At 46.3% G+C, this 21,413-nt stretch carries 31 protein-coding genes; 27 read left to right on the top strand and 4 right to left on the bottom strand.

The window, feature by feature from the left end; all coding sequences use genetic code 11:
• The first annotated feature begins 173 nt into the window (after positions 1–173).
• A complete protein-coding gene (locus SBG41_RS04475) occupies positions 174–761 on the top strand; it encodes a class I SAM-dependent methyltransferase (RefSeq protein WP_317896351.1) in 588 nt (195 codons plus the stop codon).
• Here SBG41_RS04475 and SBG41_RS04470 read toward each other — a convergent pair.
• Together SBG41_RS04470 and SBG41_RS04465 are read right to left on the bottom strand one after the other, a co-directional pair.
• Positions 758–2,815: a VWA domain-containing protein gene (locus tag SBG41_RS04470; protein ID WP_317896350.1), complete on the bottom strand. Its 2,058-nt coding sequence runs from the start codon at positions 2,813–2,815 to the stop codon at positions 758–760. The two genes, SBG41_RS04475 and SBG41_RS04470, sit on opposite strands and share 4 nt — an antisense overlap.
• Positions 2,724–3,698 (bottom strand): AAA family ATPase, encoded by a 975-nt coding sequence (locus SBG41_RS04465; RefSeq protein WP_397470784.1) that lies wholly within the window; start codon positions 3,696–3,698, stop codon positions 2,724–2,726. The genes SBG41_RS04470 and SBG41_RS04465 overlap by 92 nt, the downstream gene beginning before the upstream one ends.
• A 171-nt stretch (positions 3,699–3,869) precedes the next feature.
• Between SBG41_RS04465 and SBG41_RS04460 the strand changes: the two genes are divergently transcribed.
• Positions 3,870–4,310, top strand: coding sequence for a hypothetical protein (locus SBG41_RS04460; protein WP_317896348.1), 441 nt, complete (start codon positions 3,870–3,872; stop codon positions 4,308–4,310).
• A 105-nt stretch (positions 4,311–4,415) separates the two neighbouring features.
• On the opposite strand, the gene SBG41_RS04455 is transcribed toward SBG41_RS04460, so the two are convergent.
• Together SBG41_RS04455 and SBG41_RS04450 are read right to left on the bottom strand one after the other, a co-directional pair.
• Positions 4,416–4,685 (bottom strand): hypothetical protein, encoded by a 270-nt coding sequence (locus SBG41_RS04455; protein WP_317896347.1) that lies wholly within the window; start codon positions 4,683–4,685, stop codon positions 4,416–4,418.
• A gap of 2 nt (positions 4,686–4,687) precedes the next feature.
• The gene (locus SBG41_RS04450) at positions 4,688–5,257 is read right to left on the bottom strand and encodes a YkgJ family cysteine cluster protein (protein ID WP_317896346.1); all 570 of its coding nucleotides are present in this window, start codon (positions 5,255–5,257) and stop codon (positions 4,688–4,690) included.
• 557 nt (positions 5,258–5,814) lie between these two features.
• Between SBG41_RS04450 and SBG41_RS04445 the strand changes: the two genes are divergently transcribed.
• From SBG41_RS04445 to SBG41_RS04325, 25 genes are all read left to right on the top strand, one after another.
• Complete coding sequence (locus SBG41_RS04445; RefSeq protein WP_317896345.1) at positions 5,815–6,648, top strand: RNA methyltransferase; 834 nt, start codon at positions 5,815–5,817, stop codon at positions 6,646–6,648.
• Between the two features lie 102 nt (positions 6,649–6,750).
• Positions 6,751–7,794, top strand: coding sequence for a 50S ribosomal protein L3 (locus tag SBG41_RS04440; protein WP_317896344.1), 1,044 nt, complete (start codon positions 6,751–6,753; stop codon positions 7,792–7,794).
• Between the two features lie 19 nt (positions 7,795–7,813).
• Entirely contained in the window at positions 7,814–8,644 is an 831-nt protein-coding gene (gene rpl4p / locus SBG41_RS04435) for a 50S ribosomal protein L4 (RefSeq protein ID WP_317896343.1), read from the top strand.
• 39 nt (positions 8,645–8,683) lie between these two features.
• Positions 8,684–8,941: a 50S ribosomal protein L23 gene (locus SBG41_RS04430; protein WP_317896342.1), complete on the top strand. Its 258-nt coding sequence runs from the start codon at positions 8,684–8,686 to the stop codon at positions 8,939–8,941.
• A 344-nt stretch (positions 8,942–9,285) separates the two neighbouring features.
• Positions 9,286–9,753, top strand: a complete 468-nt coding sequence (locus tag SBG41_RS04425; protein WP_317896341.1) for a 50S ribosomal protein L22 — start codon at positions 9,286–9,288, stop codon at positions 9,751–9,753.
• A 4-nt stretch (positions 9,754–9,757) separates the two neighbouring features.
• On the top strand, positions 9,758–10,468 hold the full coding sequence (locus tag SBG41_RS04420) for a 30S ribosomal protein S3 (RefSeq protein WP_317896340.1): 711 nt from the start codon (positions 9,758–9,760) through the stop codon (positions 10,466–10,468).
• Positions 10,469–10,482: 14 nt separating this feature from the next.
• Positions 10,483–10,704, top strand: coding sequence for a 50S ribosomal protein L29 (gene rpmC / locus SBG41_RS04415; protein ID WP_317896339.1), 222 nt, complete (start codon positions 10,483–10,485; stop codon positions 10,702–10,704).
• A 19-nt stretch (positions 10,705–10,723) separates the two neighbouring features.
• On the top strand, positions 10,724–11,095 hold the full coding sequence (locus SBG41_RS04410) for a ribonuclease P protein component 1 (RefSeq protein WP_397470766.1): 372 nt from the start codon (positions 10,724–10,726) through the stop codon (positions 11,093–11,095).
• Positions 11,034–11,384 (top strand): 30S ribosomal protein S17, encoded by a 351-nt coding sequence (locus SBG41_RS04405; RefSeq protein WP_317896338.1) that lies wholly within the window; start codon positions 11,034–11,036, stop codon positions 11,382–11,384. The genes SBG41_RS04410 and SBG41_RS04405 overlap by 62 nt, the downstream gene beginning before the upstream one ends.
• A gap of 107 nt (positions 11,385–11,491) precedes the next feature.
• Positions 11,492–11,908 carry a 50S ribosomal protein L14 gene (locus tag SBG41_RS04400; protein WP_317896337.1) on the top strand — a complete coding sequence of 139 codons (417 nt, stop codon included), beginning with the start codon at positions 11,492–11,494 and terminating at the stop codon, positions 11,906–11,908.
• A 29-nt stretch (positions 11,909–11,937) separates the two neighbouring features.
• The gene (rplX, locus tag SBG41_RS04395) at positions 11,938–12,372 is read left to right on the top strand and encodes a 50S ribosomal protein L24 (RefSeq protein WP_317896336.1); all 435 of its coding nucleotides are present in this window, start codon (positions 11,938–11,940) and stop codon (positions 12,370–12,372) included.
• 21 nt (positions 12,373–12,393) lie between these two features.
• A complete protein-coding gene (locus SBG41_RS04390) occupies positions 12,394–13,164 on the top strand; it encodes a 30S ribosomal protein S4e (RefSeq protein ID WP_317896335.1) in 771 nt (256 codons plus the stop codon).
• Positions 13,165–13,169: 5 nt separating this feature from the next.
• Positions 13,170–13,763 carry a 50S ribosomal protein L5 gene (locus SBG41_RS04385; RefSeq protein ID WP_317896493.1) on the top strand — a complete coding sequence of 198 codons (594 nt, stop codon included), beginning with the start codon at positions 13,170–13,172 and terminating at the stop codon, positions 13,761–13,763.
• A gap of 36 nt (positions 13,764–13,799) precedes the next feature.
• Positions 13,800–13,964, top strand: a complete 165-nt coding sequence (locus tag SBG41_RS04380) for a 30S ribosomal protein S14 (protein ID WP_317896334.1) — start codon at positions 13,800–13,802, stop codon at positions 13,962–13,964.
• Positions 13,965–13,980: 16 nt separating this feature from the next.
• Entirely contained in the window at positions 13,981–14,382 is a 402-nt protein-coding gene (locus SBG41_RS04375; RefSeq protein WP_317896333.1) for a 30S ribosomal protein S8, read from the top strand.
• Positions 14,383–14,478: 96 nt separating this feature from the next.
• Complete coding sequence (locus SBG41_RS04370; RefSeq protein ID WP_317896332.1) at positions 14,479–15,039, top strand: 50S ribosomal protein L6; 561 nt, start codon at positions 14,479–14,481, stop codon at positions 15,037–15,039.
• 8 nt (positions 15,040–15,047) lie between these two features.
• Positions 15,048–15,434 carry a 50S ribosomal protein L32e gene (locus tag SBG41_RS04365; RefSeq protein ID WP_397470783.1) on the top strand — a complete coding sequence of 129 codons (387 nt, stop codon included), beginning with the start codon at positions 15,048–15,050 and terminating at the stop codon, positions 15,432–15,434.
• Between the two features lie 17 nt (positions 15,435–15,451).
• Complete coding sequence (locus SBG41_RS04360) at positions 15,452–15,916, top strand: 50S ribosomal protein L19e (RefSeq protein WP_317896330.1); 465 nt, start codon at positions 15,452–15,454, stop codon at positions 15,914–15,916.
• 190 nt (positions 15,917–16,106) lie between these two features.
• Positions 16,107–16,742 carry a 50S ribosomal protein L18 gene (locus SBG41_RS04355; RefSeq protein WP_317896329.1) on the top strand — a complete coding sequence of 212 codons (636 nt, stop codon included), beginning with the start codon at positions 16,107–16,109 and terminating at the stop codon, positions 16,740–16,742.
• Positions 16,739–17,389 carry a 30S ribosomal protein S5 gene (locus SBG41_RS04350; RefSeq protein WP_317896328.1) on the top strand — a complete coding sequence of 217 codons (651 nt, stop codon included), beginning with the start codon at positions 16,739–16,741 and terminating at the stop codon, positions 17,387–17,389. The genes SBG41_RS04355 and SBG41_RS04350 overlap by 4 nt, the downstream gene beginning before the upstream one ends.
• A 70-nt stretch (positions 17,390–17,459) precedes the next feature.
• On the top strand, positions 17,460–18,002 hold the full coding sequence (locus SBG41_RS04345; RefSeq protein WP_317896327.1) for a 50S ribosomal protein L30: 543 nt from the start codon (positions 17,460–17,462) through the stop codon (positions 18,000–18,002).
• Positions 18,003–18,029: 27 nt separating this feature from the next.
• The gene (locus SBG41_RS04340) at positions 18,030–18,488 is read left to right on the top strand and encodes an uL15m family ribosomal protein (protein ID WP_317896326.1); all 459 of its coding nucleotides are present in this window, start codon (positions 18,030–18,032) and stop codon (positions 18,486–18,488) included.
• A gap of 299 nt (positions 18,489–18,787) precedes the next feature.
• Positions 18,788–20,164, top strand: coding sequence for a preprotein translocase subunit SecY (secY, locus tag SBG41_RS04335; RefSeq protein WP_317896325.1), 1,377 nt, complete (start codon positions 18,788–18,790; stop codon positions 20,162–20,164).
• A gap of 107 nt (positions 20,165–20,271) precedes the next feature.
• On the top strand, positions 20,272–20,889 hold the full coding sequence (locus SBG41_RS04330) for an adenylate kinase (RefSeq protein WP_317896324.1): 618 nt from the start codon (positions 20,272–20,274) through the stop codon (positions 20,887–20,889).
• Between the two features lie 10 nt (positions 20,890–20,899).
• Positions 20,900–21,412 (top strand): hypothetical protein, encoded by a 513-nt coding sequence (locus SBG41_RS04325; RefSeq protein WP_317896323.1) that lies wholly within the window; start codon positions 20,900–20,902, stop codon positions 21,410–21,412.
• Position 21,413: the final 1 nt, after the last annotated feature.

Here is a 21,413-nt window from a genome sequence, read left to right as displayed (position 1 = left end):
CAATATACGCGCTCCTTTATCAGCATCACACATGTTCTAATCTATTATACCAAATACGTTACGAGATTTTGGTTACATGCATGCTTGTTTCGAAGCGATGTACGGTTGCTAACTCATTAATAATAACTTTTACTCTAATTACGCTCTTCAAGACGGCATAAGGGTATTGAATCTTGATAAACAATCCTAAGGGCTGGGCTAGAAAAAAGATCCTAAGGATAAAGTATAATGCAACAAGTGCTGGATACGATGAGCTTTATGGAGAGGAGCAACGCAAAAAATACAATGTTGCAACCAAGCGTCTAAGACCTCAAGGCGTAGTGCTTGATGATGGTTGTGGTACGGGTCTCTTTTTAGAATATTGCATCAAGAATCAGTTTTCCGACTCTATAATCTACTATATTTGTCTTGACCTTTCGCCTGGAATGTTAAAAAAAGCTAAAGAACGTATACACAAGTTGGGCATCGAATATTTAGTCGATATAGTTGAAGCAGATGCAGAATACATTCCATTACGCGATAAATGCATTGATACGGTTTTCTCTTTCACTGTACTGGGGTTACTTAGCGACCCAACAAAAGGCCTGGCAGAGATTAGGCGCGTAAATAAGGGATGCTCTATTGTCTCTATCCTTAAAATAGGTGAAGCCCGTAAAAGCAGTGTCATAAGGTTTGGTACTTACATAGGCGAGACGGATAAGGACATAATATTTATATGGTGTAATGGCAGTGAATTAAATAATAATTTTGCCGATATTTAGAGCTTTAAGAGTACTTTTCTAATATCATTTGGATGAGATATTGTATATACACGTATACCTTCATTATGTGTGCAAAGTAGTTCTTTAATCATGGGGACGATTAACACAATAATCCATCCTCTTCTTCGTAGCTCAGATAGTTTCTTACACACGTCCGCCTCCGTATAGGGCCTAACTGTCTGTTTTAAATCGCTTATAAGTACAAGCTTCGTTGGTGAGAGTCCTTTAACAGCTTCTTCAAGCGCTTTTATGATATTAGTATAGCCGTAGAACTTCGTGCCTAGGACCATACTTATTAGCTGATGTATCGGTACTTGATCGATTCTGTTAACTACATATACGTCTGAATCAAAGAAGACGATTTTTCTTACGAAGGGGGCTAGTGCAGTAGCTGCCAAAAGTGCATTCACAGCATATGCGTTCATGCTAGCACTTTTGTCAACTACGAGAACTATGCCCTTACGCCTAGCCTTTTGACGCGCAACGGGGACATCTTGGCGCCACCGAAGAAGCAGCATTATAGTCTTATGGACATCTATGCGGCCCTGGCCCTTTCTTGTCTTTGTTGCCCATCTATTAATAGTATACTTGTTGCCAATCGCTCTTTTTATGCTAATAGAAAGTAATCTTAGAGCGAGCAGCCTAAGCTTCTTGTCTTTCGAGTGCGCTGCCACTTCGTAAAGAAATCGTATAGCGTCTGCTGGGCCCATTTCCCTTACTTTAGATTTAAGAACCGCATATATGTCACCGGTTGTTAGAAGCTTTGCTTGTGCCATAACGGATTCATATATTCGCTTTATTTCTTTCATAACCTTATCGTTGTCGCTATGCATGTTCTTTAAGATACTTGCCGCCTTTTCTAGTTCTGAGAGGGCGTAGTCACTATATGCCGTATTTAGTCCCTCTTTAAGGCTCTTTGAAAGCAAATTCCTTGCTTCCGCAATTCTGTTCAATATCTCGATTGCCTGTCCATCTATTTCTCCTTTCTGAAGGGCCTCTAGAAGAGAATTATTGCGAAGAATCTCTTGTATAGCCCCTCTATATCCTGATGAAAGTCCTAGTGCTTTAGCAGTGATTTCTGCCCCCTTTGAGGCATTTCCTAGTCTTTTTATACTCTTTATTGCGATGTCCAAAAGGGTATCCTTACTTACAATTTTTCTGATATTGTCAACTGTTCTTGGATTACTTATCACGATTTTCTCTAAAATATCCTCGGTTAGCATGTTCTCTTTTCGTAATACATTTAACAAATTGTATGCCTCTTCCTCGGTAAGTACTTCTCTTTCTCTAGCAATGGTATGGGCTATGCTAGCGATCTGCCTCCTAAGCACCTTGTCTCGTGAATAATGATAAATCTTTGCCAGGTCATTGATGCCAATATTCTTCAAGTCAATGTATTCAAACAATTCAGAACCGAGCTGAGCTGCTAAAGATAGAACTGCTTCCCGGTGCCTATTAGCTAGAATGATCCTAGAAACAGCATCCCTATAGCCGTTAGACTTCTTTGATAATCTTTTTGCAATGCTGCGTATTCCGGCCTCGTTTAGAACGTAGCTACCTCCGCGATATTGAAGTACTCCGAGCAGACGAAGTCTTGCATAAGCTGCTCGCAGCTCTTCGCTCGAATTAAAATCACGCGGTTTCTTAATCTTTGAGCCTGGATGCAGACCGAGCCGATTCAAGTCCCTGTATATACCTCTAATTATGTCTTTAAATGGGGTGTTCCTAGAATCCTTGCTGTTAATGATTTCTTTAATAATTTTTGCAAGTATTTCCTTATCTTCTTTTCTTTTACATATAACAGAGCAGGCTACAAGATATAGATCGTCCACTGTAAAGCTCTCGCTCAAGCTATAGTAGATGTCGAGCAACTTAGAGAATTCGACGAGCTCCGATGTTGAGACTTTTAAGCCAGCTCTCCTAGCCTCGTTGCCTATCTTAACTACTAGCTCTCGTATAGTATCAGTATGATTGTTTTCCAAAGACTCTTTCGAGAACCTCGTCAACAATCTCAGCCTCATCAACGCGTTTATATAGAACGATCGAAGCAGCATCTATGACATCTTTTTCAGTAACTTCTTTGTGCCCCCTAAGTGCTGCTAAGCGTCCCGATATCCTAGCCCATAGAACAGTGTCCGCCGGGCCTGGTTTGTAAACAGCTTTCTCTCGGAGCAGTGAAGCGGCAGCCGCAATTTTCTTCATTAACGTGGTGCTAAGTTTTACATCAATATCATATCTTATCCGTATTATTTCCATCTCGAGTTCTGGTGGCGGATAACTAAATTCTATACGCACAACCCTTCGAAGAAATGCATCACTTAGCTCGCCTTGAGCATAGTCTTCTGGATTACTTGTAAATATTATTTGAAACCCGTCCCCTTTAGCCCAGAAAACCTTCTTGAGCTCGGGAACAATTATTCTTCTCTTATCAATAATATCAAGAAGAAGATTTTGGAATTCTTCATTACTTCTACGTATCTCGTCTACGAGGACACCGGTATCTAGTAGTAGTGCTGCAAGCAAAGGTCTAGGAGTAAAGCTCTTCTCATTAAACCCATACCGTAGCGCCATAAGTGGATGGAAGTCACCAATAACCCTATACTCGTCATAGTTTTCACTGCACGGTATTATAAACGCGGGCTTACCAGACCATAAGGATAGAATGGCCTCCCCGATCTCGGTCTTACCGGTTCCAGGAGGCCCTTCAAAAAGGACAGGACGTCCAGCTAGGAATGCTGCAACTACAAGTGTAACAACGCGTTCATCTACTATGAGTTTGAACTCGCTTCGGAGCAGACGTGCTATTTCTTTTGGATTTCTTACGGGCTTTCTACGTGCCCTAGATATAATAGGCTCGTATATTGCTTTTACTTTCTCCTCTATGGTTTCTGATACTTTATTACTAATGTTTCCGTCCTCTCTATGTATGCCGAACATCTCTGAGACTATCCTTTCTTCAGACATGGCTTCCCTTTCCCATTTTCGAAGCGTATTGTCGTTATCTATTTTGTTGCTCCGCTACAAAGTAGTCAAGCACTTCATGCCTAATTAATGTAGCGAGCTAAATAACCCGTGCTGAAGGTTTCAAACTGTATGCGGGATATACGCGTGGAGAACGTCATTTACAGTGTATGGATTCGTCGTGGCCCTGATATAGTAAAGTATGACTTAATATTCGGAGAGACTGAGCTAAGACTACGCTATCTAGGAGAATATTGGGCAACAGTACGTCCTCGTACGGGCCTGCAGCAACGTGCTGACATGTTTCTATACTCTATTCGAAAGAAGCGTGTACGCAATGGCAAAGAGAAAAATGAAATCATAATACCGTATTGTAGCATTAAAGAGATATCTCTCAAGAAACCAGCTCATCAACCCGTCACCGAGAGCAAGAAAAGTATCAACCAGAGCGCAGCCTTAATAATAAGGCTAGTAGACGGAAAAGTAGTGACAATAGAATTTGCACCAAAGGTGTACAAGCTCGTTAAAGAGGCCATTAAGAAGCACTTATTAAAGGCACTAGAGAATTGTCCAGGAATGCGGCGATGAAGTTGGCCCGATAATCTGACTAAACTTTGTCTAGAAGCGTTATGTAACTGGTGATGATGGATCAACCGGCGGAGCCGTTATCTGGCTACTACCTTGATTATAGGGCTACTTTGATGCATCAATACTATATACTTTTAGTCCAAATATCGTGTCAGTCTTATTTTTTGCAATAAGCTCTTTAATCGAGTTCTCCATTTCTATAAGGTTATTATTATCAGCACTTATTTCGATAAAGTAAAGTTCTGGCACAACCCTTGACCTAGTTATTTTCGTAATATTGAATCCATTGTCTTTTAGTATATTTATTATTTTTTCTGCATCTTTCTCATAGTAAGTGTTGAAGACTATCCTTACGGCTTTTCTACCCTTAGGCAAGATTAGCCGTACCTCGCAATATACTCGTCTATGTCCATAACTTTTTTACAGTCCTTTAAATCAGTCACTTTGCTAAAATCTTTGGAAGACACATATTCGCTTATTGAACTAAATTCTATGAAAGCATTTGTTGCGGCCTTGAATTCATTCGGGAAAACCTTGGGTATGAAGTCTGGCTTACTCATAAGCCTATCTATTATATCCTTGTTCCTCTTAACCCAGTCACATTTACCGGACACCATTAGTCTACCGCTCGGCATTTCTAGTAGCAAAGGATACATCTTGCAAGCATATGGTTTTTTCTCATGTATTGTGCACTTTTTGGTCTCCCTATCGTAGAATGGACAAAAGCCACGAATTATCCATCGATATAGTGTTACGACACAGATGCCGTTTTTGTCTCTAAATATCTGAATGGGTTCAAACTCTAGTCTTATTCCTCTAGCCTCGGCTAGTTCCTCTAGGAGGCGTTTTTCCCAGGCAAATACTGTTGGCATCTCTATCGGGTCTTCAAAATAGCAGCAGTGCTCACAAAATAAACATTCAAATCTCTTCATTAAAGGCCTCGTCATAATAGCTAACCCTATAGCCTAGCTTTCTCCCACAACCCTACATATGGGCAACGCAGTGATGATGGGTGCAAACGCGGATTAAGACTTTGCACCATCGTGAAGAAATGAACCCGTCTGAGCATCAAGATGGAGCCTCAGTAGAAGGGGTTGTTCAGCACTACTTCTCAGTACTCGGCAAAAACCTCATCGGCTCCAAGGGGATAGATCAAGTAAAAAAGCCCCTATCTTTAACTTATCGTTAAGGGGAGGGACCTATGGGAGGTCGTCAAAGAACAACACTATTCATGACAGGTGAGGAGAAACCAACGAGAGAGACACGTCAGCAGCAAAAAGCAAAAGGAGGCAAAAAAGGTAAGAGATAGCACCCTCTCGGCTGCAATTGTCTCATAGTTTTACGATTTTTGTCTCGTAACAAAATAACTCTCTCAAATACTCATCGTTGTGGCTGTTAATCTAGTTAATGCATCTTTCAGACACTTGTGAAGGCCCAATTATTGATAACGATTATTTCATCGCCCTTATCTTAAAGGGGCCTTGTTGAGCGGTGTGCACGGGAAATGTTCGTTCACCAACGCAATTGCCCGATAGATATTGCTGTAGCAGCGTCCTATACATTAACAGAGCACTCTCTGCTGCTAAAGACTGTTAAAATAGGATATCTTGGGCGCATTGCAGCAGTTTTTCGTGTTCGTAGAATAATTCTCTATATTGATCGCGCTGAAGCGTGGAGGGAAGTCAGATATTCTAAGAAGATATTGGAGTACCTTGTGACAGCGCCATATTTGCGGAAACACGTGTATCCGCCTAATGTCCCCGAGTTGAGATATGTGGGGATTCTTCCGCCACTTCAGCTTCCAACCCATGGTGTTGGTGGGCCGCGAATTGGAGAGATCAGAGAAGCTCTTGTACTAAGACCTTCAAAAGGCGGCATTCTCGTAGAAGCCGGTCTCGGGAAACCCGTTTTAATAAAGGCTGTAAATGCACCTCGTTCAACTCGGGTACTTGTAAGGATAGAATCCCTTAATCCGCCACGTTTAAGCATGGTTAACAGTACCAGCATATATGCTGGATATAGTGTCGGCATAGAGGATTCATTGAAGAGCTTGATAAGACGATATCGTGGCAGCTTTATAATAGCAACAAGTAGAAGGGGGAAAATAATAAACCAAGCAGTGATTGAGCGCACCAAAGCAGCATGTAGGAAAGGCATACTAGTTCTCTTCGGTGCGCCAGACAAAGGGTTATACGAAATAGCTGATCTAGAAGGAATAAATTTGGATGAGAGCGTTAATGTGGTCATAAATACTATTCCCAACCAGGGTACTCGTACAGTAAGGGTAGAAGAGGCAATATCGGCAACACTTGCTATTTTAAACCTCTATTTAGACTAGCAAGAATAAATTCCTGCGGATTAACACTTAGGGATAAAAACGAGTAGGGGTAGGAGTGGCTACGGGAGGTTACGTTAGCATCGGTAAAGGCGGTGGTGCTCTGTGGGTGCGCGAAAGAAGCATGCGCCTCGACGAGGCAGCTTAGGGTTAAGGCCACGTAAGAGGGCCTCAAGGCTTGTTCCCAGGATAAAGACCTGGCCAGAAGTAGCCAGCGAGAACCCGTTACCGCTTGCGTTTCTCGCTTACAAGGCTGGAATGACGCATGTATTTGTAATAGACGATGTTCCTGGCTCTATTACGCAGGGCAGAGAAATCTTTATGCCGGTTACGGTTCTTGAGGCTCCGCCGATGGTGGCGCTAGCGCTAAGGGTATACGGATACGATCCAAACATAGGACTATACACACTTGGAGAAGCATGGGTACAGCCGGAAACCGTTGTTGAGAAGTACAAGCTTGACATCTATCGAGCAATACCTAGGCTACGCTTCCCCGATACAGAAAAGGCTGTCAAGAAGCTAGAGGAGAAACTCAACGAAATCTATGACGTCCGCATAATCGCTGCTACACAGCCCCGCCTCGTAGGCGGCCTCAGCAAGAAGAAGCCAGACCTTATAGAGATAAAGATAGGTGGCGGAGGAAGCCTCACTGACAGATTTAACTACGCGGCAAACCTCTTAGGCAATGAGATAAAGATAACGGATGTCTTTAAGGAAGGACAGCTCGTCGACGTGATAGCTGTCACGCGTGGAAAAGGCTTCCAAGGCGTCATAAAGAGGTTTGGAGTCAAGGAGCTACCACGCTGGCATAAGCACCGAAAGGGTAGCAGAAGCGGTCCCGGTACACGTGGCCCAGCAACAACGTTCTCTTGGAGCGAGGTCCCACAGCCAGGCCAGATGGGGTTCCATAGAAGAACGGAGTACAACAAGCGGATAATCAAGATAGGCGAAAACGGATTAGAGATAACTCCTGCCGGCGGTTTCCTCCACTATGGTATAGTTAGAAGTACATATGTGCTACTGGCAGGAAGCATACCAGGTACGCCGAAGAGACCAATTGTGCTGAGGCACCCAGTGCGCCCCACTTGGACTCCTGAGTCGGCTCCACGTATCACTTACATAAGCTTACAGAGCAAACAGGGTAACTAATGCATAGGGGTTGATAAAAATGAGTAAAGTTGGCTCAACTATATTCCTACTAATGAGAGAGAGCCCACAGGTACCGGTTTACGCCGCTAATGCCGAGAAAATAGACGAGGTTAAGCTACCACTGGTCTTCGGTCTACCTGTTAGAATAGACCTAATTAGGCGTGCATTCTTCTCAGAGTTTACCGCAAGGCTTCAACCAAAGGGTAGGGATCCGCTAGCAGGTAAGAGAACAAGTGCTAGGAGCTTTGGCGTCGGCCTCGGTATTGCGCGTGTTCCGAGAATCCCAGGGCTTGGAAGAGCAGCATTCATAAACTCGGCTGTTGGAGGCCACTTAGCTCATCCACCTAGACCTGAAAAGCGCATACATGAGGAAATAAACAAGAAAGAAAAGAAGCTTGCAACAGCCTCAGCTCTTGCCGCGACAGCAATTCGGGAATTCGTGGAGAAACGTGGACATGTGTTTACAGCCGAGCACGTACCTATTATACTCGCAGATGACGTGGAGACAAGCATTGCAAAAGTACGTGATGCCCGTGCACTCCTAGAAAAACTAGGACTATGGAGCGACATCGAACGAGCCATGTCGAGAACAAGAATACGCGCTGGTAAAGGAAAACGCCGAGGTCGAAGATATGTAACACCGCGTAGTATACTCTTCATAGTCAATAATCATAACTCGCCATTCGCGCGAGCTGTTAAAGGTCTGCCAGGAGTTGATATAGCTGAGCCTTGGAACGTAAGCGTGCTCCAACTGGCTCCAGGCGGTGTGCCAGGAAGACTCACGGTTATAACGAGGTCGGCCCTGGACTCGCTAGCTGAGAGGTTCGACAAAATAGTGCTTAGAGTCTAAGAGCCGGAAAAATAGGATATGTGAATAGGGGTGAGCTTGATGGGTCTTGAAATAATAATACGACCCGTGCAGAGCGAAAAAGCACTAAGGCTCATAGAGCAAAACAATACACTAACATTCATAGTTGATAGGAAAGCTACAAAGCACGACATAAAACGTGCAGTTGAGGAGGCGTTTGGTGTTAAGGTTGTTAAAGTAAATACTCTCATAACTCCGCGTGGAGAGAAGAAGGCTTACGTAAAGCTGTCGCCCGAGTATAGCGCGGCCGATGTTGCTGCACGGCTAGGCCTCCTCTAATCATTAATCTTTTATTCATTTCTATACAGTTTTGGTGTTCCTCGCTTTAGGTATTCTCAACTCGCATAATTTGCTGCGTGCATGTTTACTCGTGTTGTGAGATCGCCTTATTTTAGACCTCTCCTTAGTATAGCTTCTCACGGATGGAGCAGGCCCGCGTGAGTGCCCCGAGTCCCGGGGCTCGGTGATCGCGTGGAGGCTCCACCCCTAGGCGTCAGGCCCTCCGCACAGTTCTTGACTATTCATTCTCTGAAAGGGATGCGGGACGCCATTTACTTATACTTATATAGGTGAGCGCTCGTCTCAGAAGGCGCTGGGATTCACAGTAGCGAGAGGGGTCGGCTGTGCCTAAGTGGAAGTACTCGGTGAGGGTAGACGAGGAGCGCTCTGCTAAAGCTATGACGTGGGATGCGCCAATCTCTTACAAGAAAATTGTTGACCTAGCTAGGCTACTTCGAGGCATGAAAGTTAATGAAGCTAGGAAGTTCCTGGAACGCGTTGCGGCGGGCAAGGAGCCTGTCCCAATTAGGAGGTATATGGGTAAGCAGGCTCATCATAGAGGTGTTGCCGCGAAGTACAAGTGGCCTATAGCCCGCTATCCAGTGAAGGCTGCAAAGATACTCCTCAAGCTGCTTGACAATGCTGTAAACAATGCAGAGGTAAAGGGGCTTGACACAGAAAGGCTTAGAATCTCGCATATAGCCGTCCACAAGGGCAGGGTTATCAAGAAGTGGACTCCAAGGGCTTTTGGCCGCTCATCCCCGTGGTTTCGTAAGTATACTCATATAGAAATGGTTGTAACGGAGGAGTAAGGCTATGGTACTCATAAAGAAATACTTCATTAAAAAAGCCATGTTGCAAACAATGATTGATGAGTACCTAGCCAAGAGATTCTATCGAGCTGGTTATGCCGGGGTACAGATAATACAGTTCCCTCTAGGTACAAAGATCTTTATTGACGCCGAGCGCCCAGCGATGATAATAGGCAGGCGCGGTGAAACCATACGACAGCTAGCCGCAATCTTCGAGCAGGAATTCGGCCTACAGAACCCCCAGATAACGGTTCGAAGAGTCGAAAATCCAGACCTAAATGCACGTGTGGTTGCATCGCGCATAGCTGTCCTGCTTGAAAGAGGCGCTTACTTCCGTAGAGTAGCCCACGTAATGGCTCGTAGAGTGCTAAATGCTGGAGCCCTTGGAGTACAGATAGTGATCAGTGGTAAGCTTCGAACAGAGCGAGCAAGGTACGAGAAAGTACGTGTTGGCAAGGTATACTCCACAGGATACCACGTAGAACACATGGTTGATAGAGCTGTAATGCACGTACTCTTAAAGCCAGGCGTCTTCGGCATAGAGGTAACGATAGTAAAGCCTGCTAAGACTAGCGACTATGTACGAATAAAGGAGCCGGAAGAAGTTCGTGAAGATATTGAAGAGATAAGGAGCGAGCTTGAGAAAATAAGGGCAGCAGAGGCGCAGAAACAGATAAGTGAAGCAACAGGTGAAGCGGAGGCCCAAGAAAGCTAAGCGGGGGATAGCTTATGCCGAAGTACATGCTGCGTACTGATGATATAAGGAAGATGAGCCGAGAGGAGCGCCTAAAGAAGCTCGCGGAGCTAAGAGAAGAACTCGTAAAGCTAAGGCTCAAGGCGGCAATGGGTACGCTTGATAACCCAGGAGCTATACGTGCCATAAGAAAAACCATAGCGCGGATATTAACTGTTATGCGCGAAGAGGAATTAAAGGCGCAGAAGAAAGCCTAAGGAAGCCTAGAACAGCTTTTTGGAGAATAGTGTCTTGCGCCGCACAGACTGGAATGTTTTCGTACACGTGCTCGCTGGTTTGCCTATCATAGTGATCTCTCACCCTGATCCTACGCTGCGTGGGCTACAGGGACGAATTGTTCGCGAAACGAGGAATATCCTGGTTGTTGAGACGCCTTCTGGAGAACTGAAAAAGGTCCTGAAACTAAACGCTCTTTTTCTCCTACAGCTTCCCTCCGGTGAATGGGTGCTCGTGCGAGGAGAAAAAATACGGGGGACACAGCCCGACAGGCTTAGGAGGGTAGAAAGAGTCAGGGGGGTCAAATGGCTTGTCCGTGAGGGTAAGAAACATAGGTATACCTGGGCTCAATCCACCGGAGAAGACATGTAATGACAGGAAATGTCCATGGCATGGAAATGTCCGTGTCAGAGGCCTAATACTTACCGGTGTAGTTATTAAGTCGAAGATGAAGAACACTGTAGTTGTTGAAAGAGAGTACCTATACTATAACAAGAAGTATCGCAGGTACGAGAAGAGAAGGAGCCGTATACATGCTCATAATCCGCCGTGTATAAACGCACAGCCCGGCGACATTGTTGTAATCGGTGAGACAAGGCCTCTAGCAAAGACAGTTCACTTCGTCGTACTTGGCGTTATAGGCAAACAAGGAAGCAAGTAAGGCGTGCATCGACATAGTTATTCATAGATACTGTCCTGGTTTCTTTTGTTTAGGTTTTAAATAGGCCTAGATGCTTACCCAGCGTCCTCTCGGGGCGTGGACGCGCTATGCCTAAGGGCTCAAAGGGCGCTGCTCCAAGGAGGCGTATACCAGCTGGCTTGCAAGTAGGCAGCTATGTTACTGTAGCCGACAATAGTGGCGCGAAGGAGGCAATGATCATAGGTGTCATAGGGTATCGTGGACGGCTTCGAAGGATTCCCCCCGCAGCTGTGGGCGACATGGTAGTTGTTACGGTCAAGAAGGGTACCCCAGAGATGAGGAGACAAGTCGTAAGAGCAGTTGTGATAAGACAGCGCAGACCATATCGGAGACCAGATGGTACTTGGATAGCATTTGAAGATAATGCCGTAGTAATAGTGTCTCAAGATGGCACGCCGAAAGGCAGCGAGATACGCGGACCAGTTGCACGTGAGGCAGCTGAACGCTGGCCAAAGGTTGCTAACATAGCAAGCATAATAATTTAGAGAAGTCTTCGCGACGAGGTGGTATTGAAATGAAATGGGTTAAATCGTCTCAGCCTCGGAAGCAGAGACGCGCACTATTTAACGCCCCTCTGCATAAGAGGCAGAAGCTAATGTCTGCTCCACTTAGCCCAGAGCTTCGCAAACAGTATGGCATCCGTAACCTTCCGGTACGGAAAGGCGACGAAGTAGTGATAATGAGGGGTGACTTTAAGGGTCACCGCGGAAAAGTAGTCCGCGTTGATTTAAGAAAGATGAGAATTTATGTTGAAGGAGCGACCATAAAGAATGCTAGAGGCGAGCCGCGCTACTACCCGATACACCCGTCGAACGTGATGATAGTGTCCCTTAACCTTGAGGACAAGGCTCGCCGCGAAATAATTGAGCGCAAGAAGAAGGCACGTGAGATACAACTAAGCCTAATGGGTAGAGGGACAGTTTCTTCAACCACTGGGCAGGAGAGCTGAGAAGCAGGGGTGTAACGCGCTATGGCGAGAATGGGTGGTCGTAGGCATCTGAAAACGCTTGCTGCACCAAAGTATTGGCCAGTACGTCAGAGAGCAGGGGTATTTACTGTTAAGCCGAGTCCAGGGCCTCATCCAATAGACAGGTCAATACCGCTCCTCATACTGGTACGCGACGTTCTAGGCTATGCTAAGACTGGCAGAGAGGCTAGAAAGCTCATAGCAGAGGGTCACTTCAAGATAGACGGTAGGGTAAGGAGGAACTACAAGTACCCTGTTGGCTTTATGGATGTAGTCGAGATAGTTGATACTGGTGAGACATTCAGGGTACTTCCGTATCCGATTCGCTTCTTCACCCTTCACCCTATAAGCAAGGAGGAAGCGAGCTTCAAGCTCTGCCGTATCGAGGATAAATCAACCGTTAAGGGAGGCCACGTACAGTTACACCTACATGACGGTAGAAACGTGCTGATACGTGTAGAGAATCCTGCTAACCCTGTTGAAGCTAAGGATTACCGTACGCTCGGTACCGTAAAGCTCGGAATTCCGAACCAGGAGCTTCTCGGTTATGCAGCGCTCGATGTTGGAAGCCTTGCAATAGTCGTTGGCGGCAGGAACGTTGGTAAGGTTGGAAGAATAGTTGACATAAGGAAGGGTATCGGTAGGAAGAATAGCATTGTAACGCTTGAGGATGCGCGCGGCGAGAAGGTTCAGACAAACCTTGACTACATATTCGTCATAGCCCCGCCTGAAGAAGAGCCGTGGATAAGCTTGCCGGAGGGAGCTTGGAAATGAGCTTCATGACTGCAGAGACTGCGCGTGTGCAACAACCTCTACCTCTAAGCCCCGAGCAAGTGGAGGAGATTAAGAAACGCTGGGAAATGAATCCGATGCTTAAACCCAGAATAGTGAAGGTGACAGTTAATATCGGGGTTGGCGAATCCGGTGAGAGGCTCCAGAAAGCGGCCAGAGTCCTAGAAATGCTTACAGGGATGAAGCCGTCAGTTAGGAGGGCTAAGAGAACGATAAGGGACTTCGGCATAAGGAAAGGCGAGCCCATAGCAGTTATGGTTACACTTAGAAGAGAGAAGGCAATAGAATTCTTAAAGAAAGCATTCCAGGCAATAGGCTACAAGCTCAAGGCTAGCCAGTTCGACGAGTTTGGAAACGTCTCGTTCGGTATCCCAGAGCACACATTGCTACCAGGCGTGCGCTACGATCCCGAACTCGGAGTCTTCGGAATGGATGTTGCAATAACAATCGAGAGACCAGGTTATCGTGTAGCAAGGCGAAGGCGAGCAAGGAGATCTATACCTAGAAGACATAGAGTAACTAAGGAAGAATCAATGGTTCTTCTCAACGAGTTATTCGGCGTAGTAATAGAACCAAAATAAACCGCGCTGGTTTAGCTATGCACCGGGGTGGCGAATATGGGGAAGTATAGGCCCCCGAAGATCGTAAAGTATGGACGAGGCGCTTACAAGTGTCAAAGGTGTGGTAGCAGAGACGCGGTCATACGAAAGTATGGCCTCATGCTTTGCCGGCAATGCTTCAGGGAGCTGGCCGTAAGTCTTGGCTTCAGAAAGTATAGCTAGGGCGAGGTGAACTTGCATGGTTATGCTTGATACGCTTGCAAACGCTATGGCCGCTATAGTCAATGCTGAAGCGCGTGCAAAGCCCGAAGTAGTGATAATGCCGGCTTCAAAACTCATAATAAACGTGTTAAAAGTGATGCAGCGCGAAGGCTACATAGGTGAATTCGAGTACATAGATGATGGACGTTGGGGCAAAATACGTGTACAACTGCTTGGCAGAATAAATAAGGCTGGCGTGATTAAGCCAAGGTTCCCGGTAAAGTATAAGGATTTATTACGAATGCCTGATTGGATGAGAAAATATCTGCCAAGCCGAGATATAGGCATACTCATCATATCTACAAGCCAGGGAGTAATGTCCCATAGAGAAGCCATAGAGAAGCACGTAGGTGGAGTACTGCTAGCATACGTGTATTAAGCCCTATATATAACAATGGCTTGTTGCCTTTTTCCACGAGTAACCCCTTTGACCGTCCCCATTGGGGTCGTGAAGCACCAATATAGGTGAAGGGTAATGTCTAAGATTGTGCATGTTGCGGAAGAGGTAAGGATACCAGAAGGCGTTGAAGTGAGTATAGACGGAATGAAAGTAAAGGTGAAGGGGCCGAAGGGCGAGCTTGAAAGAGACTTCTCGCATGCACGTGGTATACTCTTAAGACTAGATGAGGATGAGGAAGGCAAAAAAGTAGTTGTTGAGGCATACTTCGCTAATAGACGCCTCAAAGCACTCGTGGGCACCGTTGCATCACACATAGAGAACATGATAACTGGTGTTACGAAGGGCTTTAGATATAAGCTCAAGATAGTGTATTCGCACTTCCCAGTTACAGTTAAGGTTGAAGGCGATAAAGTAGTTATAGAGAACTTTCTTGGAGAAAAGGCGCCGCGCGTGGCTAAAATTATGCCTGGCGTTAAGGTCAAAGTACAAAAGGACGATGTGATAGTTGAAGGTATAGATATAGAGGCTGTCGGGCAGACAGCTGCTAACATAGAGCAGGCAACTAAGGTAAAAGGTTTTGATAGGAGAGTATTCGTTGACGGAATCTATATCTATGCAAGGGAGGTGGCCGAGTAATGGCTGATATAACGCAACGTGAATTCGAGAGATTGTTAAAGGTTAGGAAACTACTGAAATCAAAGAAGCCGGAATTTCTGAGAACTTTGTGGTGGAAGTTTCCCAAGTTTAAGAACAATCCTAAGTGGAAGAGGCCAAAAGGCATAGACAACCCTATTAGGCTTAAGCTTAAAGGAAGACCACCAATGGTTGACGTAGGCTATCGCAGTCCAGCAGCGGTTCGCGGTCTTCATCCCACCGGCCTTGAACCAGTAATAGTCTATAACGCCAAGGATCTTGATAAGCTGGATCCAGCAAAGCACATAGTCTACATAGCCTCGTCTGTAGGCCTAAGGAAGAGAATGGAGATAGTCAAGGAAGCTAAGTCTAAAGGCTTCCGTGTAGCAAACGCCTAGCGGGAGGGTAATCAGAAATGGCGCAGGATCTCTCACTTCAAAAGAGGCTTGCGGCAGAGATACTCGGCGTAGGCGAGTCAAGAATATGGATTGACCCGTCAGCAATAGAGGATGTAGCAAGCGCCATAACAAGAGAAGAGATACGAAGACTCATTAAAGAAGGTGTTATACAAGTAAAGCCTGCTCACCGTCCTTCCCGTGGACGCTGGCGTGAGCGTCATGAAGCCCGCAAGAAGGGTAGGAGAAGGGGATATGGTAGGCGGAAAGGAGATGCATCAGCACGCCGTGATCCCAAAGAGGAATGGATGAACCGGATCAGAAAGATTAGAAGGTATTTGCGTTATCTCCGCGACAACGGTGTGATTGATAGAAGGACGTATCGCCAGCTATATATGTGGGCCAAGGGTGGCATGTTTCCAACATTTGCATCGCTCCAGCGCTGGTTGAGAGAGCACGGCTACCCAACATCTGTTAAAAAGTAATATTTTAAACTAAGTTCCTCGTCTTCTGCGATGATATATAATATCTACTTATTATCCACGGTTTTTGGCCCTAGCGAATGAATAATGATTTCCTAATGGCTCCATCATAGTTTTATACAGTGTTAGCTTATTAGAGGGCTCCGGGTGCCCTTGCTCCGGGGTTGCGAAAGCGTAGCAGCGGTGGCTTGGAATGGCGCATGGTCCACGGTATAAGGTCCCTCGTCGGCGGCGCCGTGAGGGTAAGACCAACTATTATAAACGCTATGTAATGGTTCTGTCAGGTAAGCCTAGGCTAGTTGTTAGGAAGACGAATAAGTACATTTGGGTTCAAGTAGTTGTTGCTAAGCCGCAAGGGGACGTAACTGTGGCTGCAGCCCATAGCAGGGAGTTAGTGAAGAGGTATGGGTGGCGCGCTGGTACAAAGAACACATCTGCCGCCTACTTGACCGGCATGCTTGCAGCCCTGCGTGCGCTTAAAGCAGGAATTCGCAATGCGGTCTTGGATATAGGGCTTCACCGTCCAGTAAAAGGTGCAAGAGTGTTTGCTGCTCTCAAAGGTGCTCTTGACGCGGGTCTCGAGGTTCCTCACAGCGAGGAAATATTCCCAGACGAGTCGAGAATACGTGGTGAACACATAGCTGCCTATGCGGCAATGCTTGCACAGAATAATCCCGAGCTCTATGAGAGGCGTTTCAGCATCTATCTTAAGAATGGCTTGCAGCCCGAGAAGCTTCCGGAGCACTTCGAGGAAGTTAAGAATAAAATACTAGAAGACTACCGTGATGTTCTAGAAAAGGTGAAAGCAGCGGAGGCGGTGCAGCAATGAGCTTGTCGCCATACGAGCTAGAGCAAGAGTGGAAACCTAGGACATTTGTAGGCCGCCTAGTGAAGGAGGGACGTATAAAGAGCCTGGCAGAGATCTTTGAGCACAACCTGCCAATACTTGAGCCGGAGATAGTGGACTACCTAATAGGGCCTGAGCTAAAGACTGAGACAGTAGATGTGGCACTCGTCCAGAAAATGACTGATGCTGGTAGAATCAATAGGTTCAGAGTCGTAGTCGTAATAGGCAATGAAAACGGTTTTGTAGGCGTAGGCCAGGGCAAGGCGAGACAGATAAGAGTAGCCATTGATAAAGCAATACGCAATGCCAAGCTTAACATAATCCCGGTAAGAAGGGGCTGCGGTAGCTGGGAGTGTCTCTGTGACCAACCTCACAGTGTACCGTTTACAGTAAGAGGAAAGAGCGGCAGCGTTGAAGTCGTGTTAAAACCGGCACCAAGAGGAACCGGGCTTGTGGCCGGTAACGCTGCCAAAGTAGTACTAAGACTAGCCGGGATCAAGGACGTATGGACGTTTACGCGCGGCGACACACGAACTACGATAAACTTCGTCAAGGCAACATATAATGCGCTCAAGCAGACCTACAAGTTCGTAACACCTATCGACTGGGTGCGTGCAGCCCAGGCCTAGCGCAAAGCTTTACGCATCTTTTGGCAAGATGCTTCACTTATTACCCTTATAGTGGTAGGGTGAATGTTCGATGAGTGTTGCGATTGAAAAAGAAGAGGGCAAGAATGAACAGAAGCAAGTAAAATTGTATGCAATAATAAGGATAAGGGGCAGGGTTGACGTACACCCCGATGTTGAGTACACTTTATCTCTTCTAAGGCTGCATAAGAAGCACCACCTTGTTCTATACCCCTCAACTATGCCTGGCATCGAGGGCATGTTACGCAAGGTGCGTGACTGGATAACGTGGGGAGAGATTGACCGTGAAACTCTCATACAATTGTTAAAGACGCGTGGGAGAGTACCTGGCAACAAGCCGCTAACGGACGAGTATGTAAAGGAAAAGCTAGGTCTATCCGGCATCGAGGAGCTTGCGGATAAGCTTCTCAAAGGAGAAATAATGCTCCACAAGCTCTATGACAAGAAAAACAAGGTATGGATAATTAAGCCCGTCTTCCGCCTCCACCCGCCGAGAGGAGGCTTCAAGGGCAGTATAAAGAAACACTATGGGGCAGGAGGAGAACTAGGGTACCGCGGCCCGGCAATAAATGAGCTTATAAAGCGTATGCTCTAGGAAATGCAGAAGCGGGGTGCATGAAGAATGGTCGTTAGGCGTAGGAAAAAGAGTAGAAAGCTAAGAGGACGCACAAGGACAATGGGCTGGGGCAGGATAGGGCAGCACCGTGGAAGCGGTAGCAGGGGAGGCTTCGGCGCAGCTGGTATGCACAAGCATATGTGGACATGGGTAGTAAAGTATGCACCTACATGGTTCGGCAAGCACGGTTTCAACCAGCCTCTAAAGTACCAGATTAGGACGGAGGAGATAAACGTAGGCGAGCTAGCAGAACTTGTGGACAAGCTAGCTGCTGCGGGCAAGCTCGAAAAGGAGAATGACAAGTACGTGGTGAACTTGGCCGAGATGGGCTATTACAAGCTCCTTGGGAGAGGTAAGATAAAGCAGCCAGTAAAAGTAATAGTCCCTGAGGCGACAGAACTGGCAATAAAGAAGATAGAAGAGGCCGGAGGAGAAGTAGTACTCCCAAGAAAGGCTGAAGCATAAATATTTATTTCCAATCAATCGTCTCAATTCCTGTGACAAAGCCGCTCAAGACCCAGAAAACCCCGTATACAAAGATATACTTGCTACTCCTGTGCCAACTTCTCATCCAATCTTTGCTGTCCGTAATATGTCCGGATCTTCTTTTGGAACTATTCAACCATACTTACTAGGCGATGAATTCTTAGCGCCCCATATCCTCAATAAAGTTCAACTGCTGGTAAAGTGGCACAGTTTTAAACTATAAGCAGTTTGTATTAAAAGCCGCGTTACCCAAGGGTGGTGCGTGGGGCGGTTCGGTAATGCCTGGAGTGCTAGAAGCGCTTGCAGAGATTTCAAAATATATTCCAGCAGTGGAGAAGCCGGCTCGGCGGCCCTCATTACCGACAAGGCTCATGTGGACCGGTATCGTCGTATTACTCTACCTTATTATGAGCGAAATACCCATGATCGGCGTGAAAACAGCGGGTCCAACAGCATCGGCTGCCCTAAGCTATTTATTGCTTGGAATGAACCTCGGCACCCTTATGACGCTCGGTATAGGCCCCATAGTGACTGCTGGTATTGTGCTCGAAGTCCTTGTCGGCGGCGGCCTCATAGAAATGGATCTAACGAAGCCGCGTGATCGCAAAATATTCATGGGTGCCCAAAGGACGCTGGCGCTCGTCTTTGCGGCCCTAGAGGCGGCAGCTTATGCATTCGGTTGTAGGTTCTGGTTACAACCTGGAGCAGGTATCGGAGCATGCCCGGTAGGACTTGATGTAAAAATCCTTGTAATAATACAACTAGTTATCGCGACACTTGTCTTAATGTGGTTTGATGAGCTAGTACGAAATGGATGGGGTATAGGATCGGCTCTTAGCATGTTCATCGTGGCCAACGTCCTTAAGGGTATGTTCTGGCAACTAGCAGCTCCCGTAAAATATAAGGGCGAATATTATGGATGGCTAACTCAAGTGCTCTTTAACAAAGATCCCGCTATCCTACGCCTTGGAATGCCCGACATGATCGGCTTCTTAGCAACGATTTCAATAATAATGATACTTATCTACTTGCAATTAATGAGGGTATACATACCTGTCACGAGTCCACGCTACGGAAGCATAAAGACAAGGATACCGCTTAACTTTATCTATGTAACTAACATTCCAATACTCTTTGTCGCGATAACAGTATCGGATCTTCAAATACTTGCCAACATAGCGGCGTCAATATCGGGGCCGGATAGCATCTGGGCTAAGATATTTGCCTACATGTACGTCTATATGAGGCCTCCCCGAGGCCTTCTAGACTCAGTCCAAGACCCTGTCCACCTAGCAACGTTCATAACATCTTGGCTCGCCCTGGGCCTTCTCTTCGGCTTTATCTGGGTAGAAGTGGCTGGGCTGAGTCCACGTCACCAGGCAGAAAACATCATAAAATCAGGAATGGAGTTGCCAGGTATTCGTCGCAATGTGAAGCTCTTGGAGAGGATACTTGCCCGCTACATTTACCCGCTAACCGTTATCAGCTCGCTGATAGTAACGGGTATAGCGATACTTGCAGACTTCTTCGGAGCATATGGAAGTGGATCTGGTCTCGTACTGCTGGTTGGTATAATCTATAGCTTCTACCAGTCGCTGGTATACGAGAGAACACTAGAGATGTATCCAGCTCTGCAGAGAATACTAGGCCGGTAAACCGTAGGCAGCGGCTGCAATCAGTTTTTAACGCCTTTTTCCATACCTGGTGAAAGGGTTTCATTGATTTAGCACATCCCTTATCTCCGTAAAGGAGATGATGTATCATGGTTCGGAGGAACCCGTTTACAACAATAATAGTCACAGGTGTCCCAGGCGTAGGGAAGACAACTGTTCTCAACAATGTAAGAGCTTTGCTTGACGAGCGTGGAAGGAAGTATATGATTGTGAACTTTGGCGACTACATGTTCAAGGTGGCTTCTATGAGGGGGTTGGTGAAGCATCGTGACGAGCTACGCCACCTGCCGCTGCTTAAGCAGCTAGAGTTGCAGGAGTACGCAGCAGAGGCAATACGGCTAGATGCCGAGAAAACACTTAACGGTGGCGACATCTTGTTCGTTGATACTCACGCGGTTATTCGAACTGATACTGGGTATTGGCCTGGCCTGCCAGAGAACGTAGTCAAGGCGTTGCAGCCGGACTCAATAGTAGTTATTGAGGCCCCGCCGGAGGTTATCGTTAAGAGGCAACAAAGAGATCCAACGCGCTATCGAGCAGACCTCTCTAGAGTAGAGATTGTTAGTGAGCTTTTACAAATGGCCAGAATAGCTGCAATGGCCAGTGCGGTGCACGTCGCAGCTAGCGTATTTATAGTTGAAAACGTTGAAGGCGACCCTACTATAGCAGCCAACAAGGTAGTTGAGCTGGCAACCAAGCTGCGCTGAGGCCTAGACAATGGCTATCAGTATCGGGTTCTATACTTTTTACTTAGCGTTGCTCGGCTTTGTCGCCACGCTCGTCTCGGAGTACTTGTTCCATACACTAACTCACTTGCGCCTTATCCATGCTAAGGCAGAGCTTGAAGCCGTTCTCGTAGAGCTGAAATCTCTTTCACGCGATAAACGCGGGCAAAGGAAAAAGGGCAAACTTTCAGCAAAAATAAACATGCTTTACACTAGTGTTAAAAAATACTCATTCTTTCGTACATTCTTGTTGTTAGTGTTCTATACAGCTGGTGTAGTGGCAGTCTTTACTCGCCAAGTTGTCATTCCATCGCGTTGCCCAATTCCGCTCTTAACGGCTCCGCTGGAGACCCCGAACGGAGGAATAATGTACGTAACCTCCTCAGCCATAGTACTGGCATTATCATTTTTATCGTCTATGTTCATCGTTAGGGAAGACCTAGTAGGATTATTAATGCTTAAGTTACTCTGGCGTAGAACACGCAGAGAGCTACACGGGGGATAAG

It is taken from the genome of Pyrofollis japonicus, from assembly GCF_033097485.1.
Classification (GTDB): Archaea; Thermoproteota; Thermoprotei_A; order Sulfolobales; family Pyrodictiaceae; genus Pyrofollis; species Pyrofollis japonicus.
The sequence above is the reverse complement of the archived record's forward strand: the minus strand, read 5'-3'. Positions and strand labels throughout refer to the sequence as shown.

Excerpts from the sequence above, each read along its gene's own strand:
- SBG41_RS04345 (WP_317896327.1), top strand. The coding sequence starts at position 17,460 with ATGAGTGTTGCGATTGAAAAAGAAGAGGGCAAGAATGAACAGAAGCAA.
- rpl4p (WP_317896343.1), top strand. The coding sequence starts at position 7,814 with ATGAGTAAAGTTGGCTCAACTATATTCCTACTAATGAGAGAGAGCCCA.
- SBG41_RS04465 (WP_397470784.1), bottom strand. The coding sequence starts at position 3,698 with ATGTTCGGCATACATAGAGAGGACGGAAACATTAGTAATAAAGTATCA.
- SBG41_RS04420 (WP_317896340.1), top strand. The coding sequence starts at position 9,758 with ATGGTACTCATAAAGAAATACTTCATTAAAAAAGCCATGTTGCAAACA.
- secY (WP_317896325.1), top strand. The coding sequence starts at position 18,788 with ATGCCTGGAGTGCTAGAAGCGCTTGCAGAGATTTCAAAATATATTCCA.
- SBG41_RS04330 (WP_317896324.1), top strand. The coding sequence starts at position 20,272 with ATGGTTCGGAGGAACCCGTTTACAACAATAATAGTCACAGGTGTCCCA.
- SBG41_RS04450 (WP_317896346.1), bottom strand. The coding sequence starts at position 5,257 with ATGACGAGGCCTTTAATGAAGAGATTTGAATGTTTATTTTGTGAGCAC.
- SBG41_RS04375 (WP_317896333.1), top strand. The coding sequence starts at position 13,981 with ATGGTTATGCTTGATACGCTTGCAAACGCTATGGCCGCTATAGTCAAT.
- SBG41_RS04430 (WP_317896342.1), top strand. The coding sequence starts at position 8,684 with ATGGGTCTTGAAATAATAATACGACCCGTGCAGAGCGAAAAAGCACTA.
- SBG41_RS04470 (WP_317896350.1), bottom strand. The coding sequence starts at position 2,815 with ATGCTGCTTCGATCGTTCTATATAAACGCGTTGATGAGGCTGAGATTG.
- SBG41_RS04445 (WP_317896345.1), top strand. The coding sequence starts at position 5,815 with ATGTTCGTTCACCAACGCAATTGCCCGATAGATATTGCTGTAGCAGCG.
- SBG41_RS04380 (WP_317896334.1), top strand. The coding sequence starts at position 13,800 with ATGGGGAAGTATAGGCCCCCGAAGATCGTAAAGTATGGACGAGGCGCT.
- SBG41_RS04390 (WP_317896335.1), top strand. The coding sequence starts at position 12,394 with ATGGCGAGAATGGGTGGTCGTAGGCATCTGAAAACGCTTGCTGCACCA.
- SBG41_RS04385 (WP_317896493.1), top strand. The coding sequence starts at position 13,170 with ATGACTGCAGAGACTGCGCGTGTGCAACAACCTCTACCTCTAAGCCCC.
- SBG41_RS04355 (WP_317896329.1), top strand. The coding sequence starts at position 16,107 with ATGGCGCATGGTCCACGGTATAAGGTCCCTCGTCGGCGGCGCCGTGAG.
- SBG41_RS04400 (WP_317896337.1), top strand. The coding sequence starts at position 11,492 with ATGCCTAAGGGCTCAAAGGGCGCTGCTCCAAGGAGGCGTATACCAGCT.
- SBG41_RS04370 (WP_317896332.1), top strand. The coding sequence starts at position 14,479 with ATGTCTAAGATTGTGCATGTTGCGGAAGAGGTAAGGATACCAGAAGGC.
- rpmC (WP_317896339.1), top strand. The coding sequence starts at position 10,483 with ATGCCGAAGTACATGCTGCGTACTGATGATATAAGGAAGATGAGCCGA.
- SBG41_RS04350 (WP_317896328.1), top strand. The coding sequence starts at position 16,739 with ATGAGCTTGTCGCCATACGAGCTAGAGCAAGAGTGGAAACCTAGGACA.
- SBG41_RS04360 (WP_317896330.1), top strand. The coding sequence starts at position 15,452 with ATGGCGCAGGATCTCTCACTTCAAAAGAGGCTTGCGGCAGAGATACTC.
- SBG41_RS04325 (WP_317896323.1), top strand. The coding sequence starts at position 20,900 with ATGGCTATCAGTATCGGGTTCTATACTTTTTACTTAGCGTTGCTCGGC.
- SBG41_RS04340 (WP_317896326.1), top strand. The coding sequence starts at position 18,030 with ATGGTCGTTAGGCGTAGGAAAAAGAGTAGAAAGCTAAGAGGACGCACA.
- rplX (WP_317896336.1), top strand. The coding sequence starts at position 11,938 with ATGAAATGGGTTAAATCGTCTCAGCCTCGGAAGCAGAGACGCGCACTA.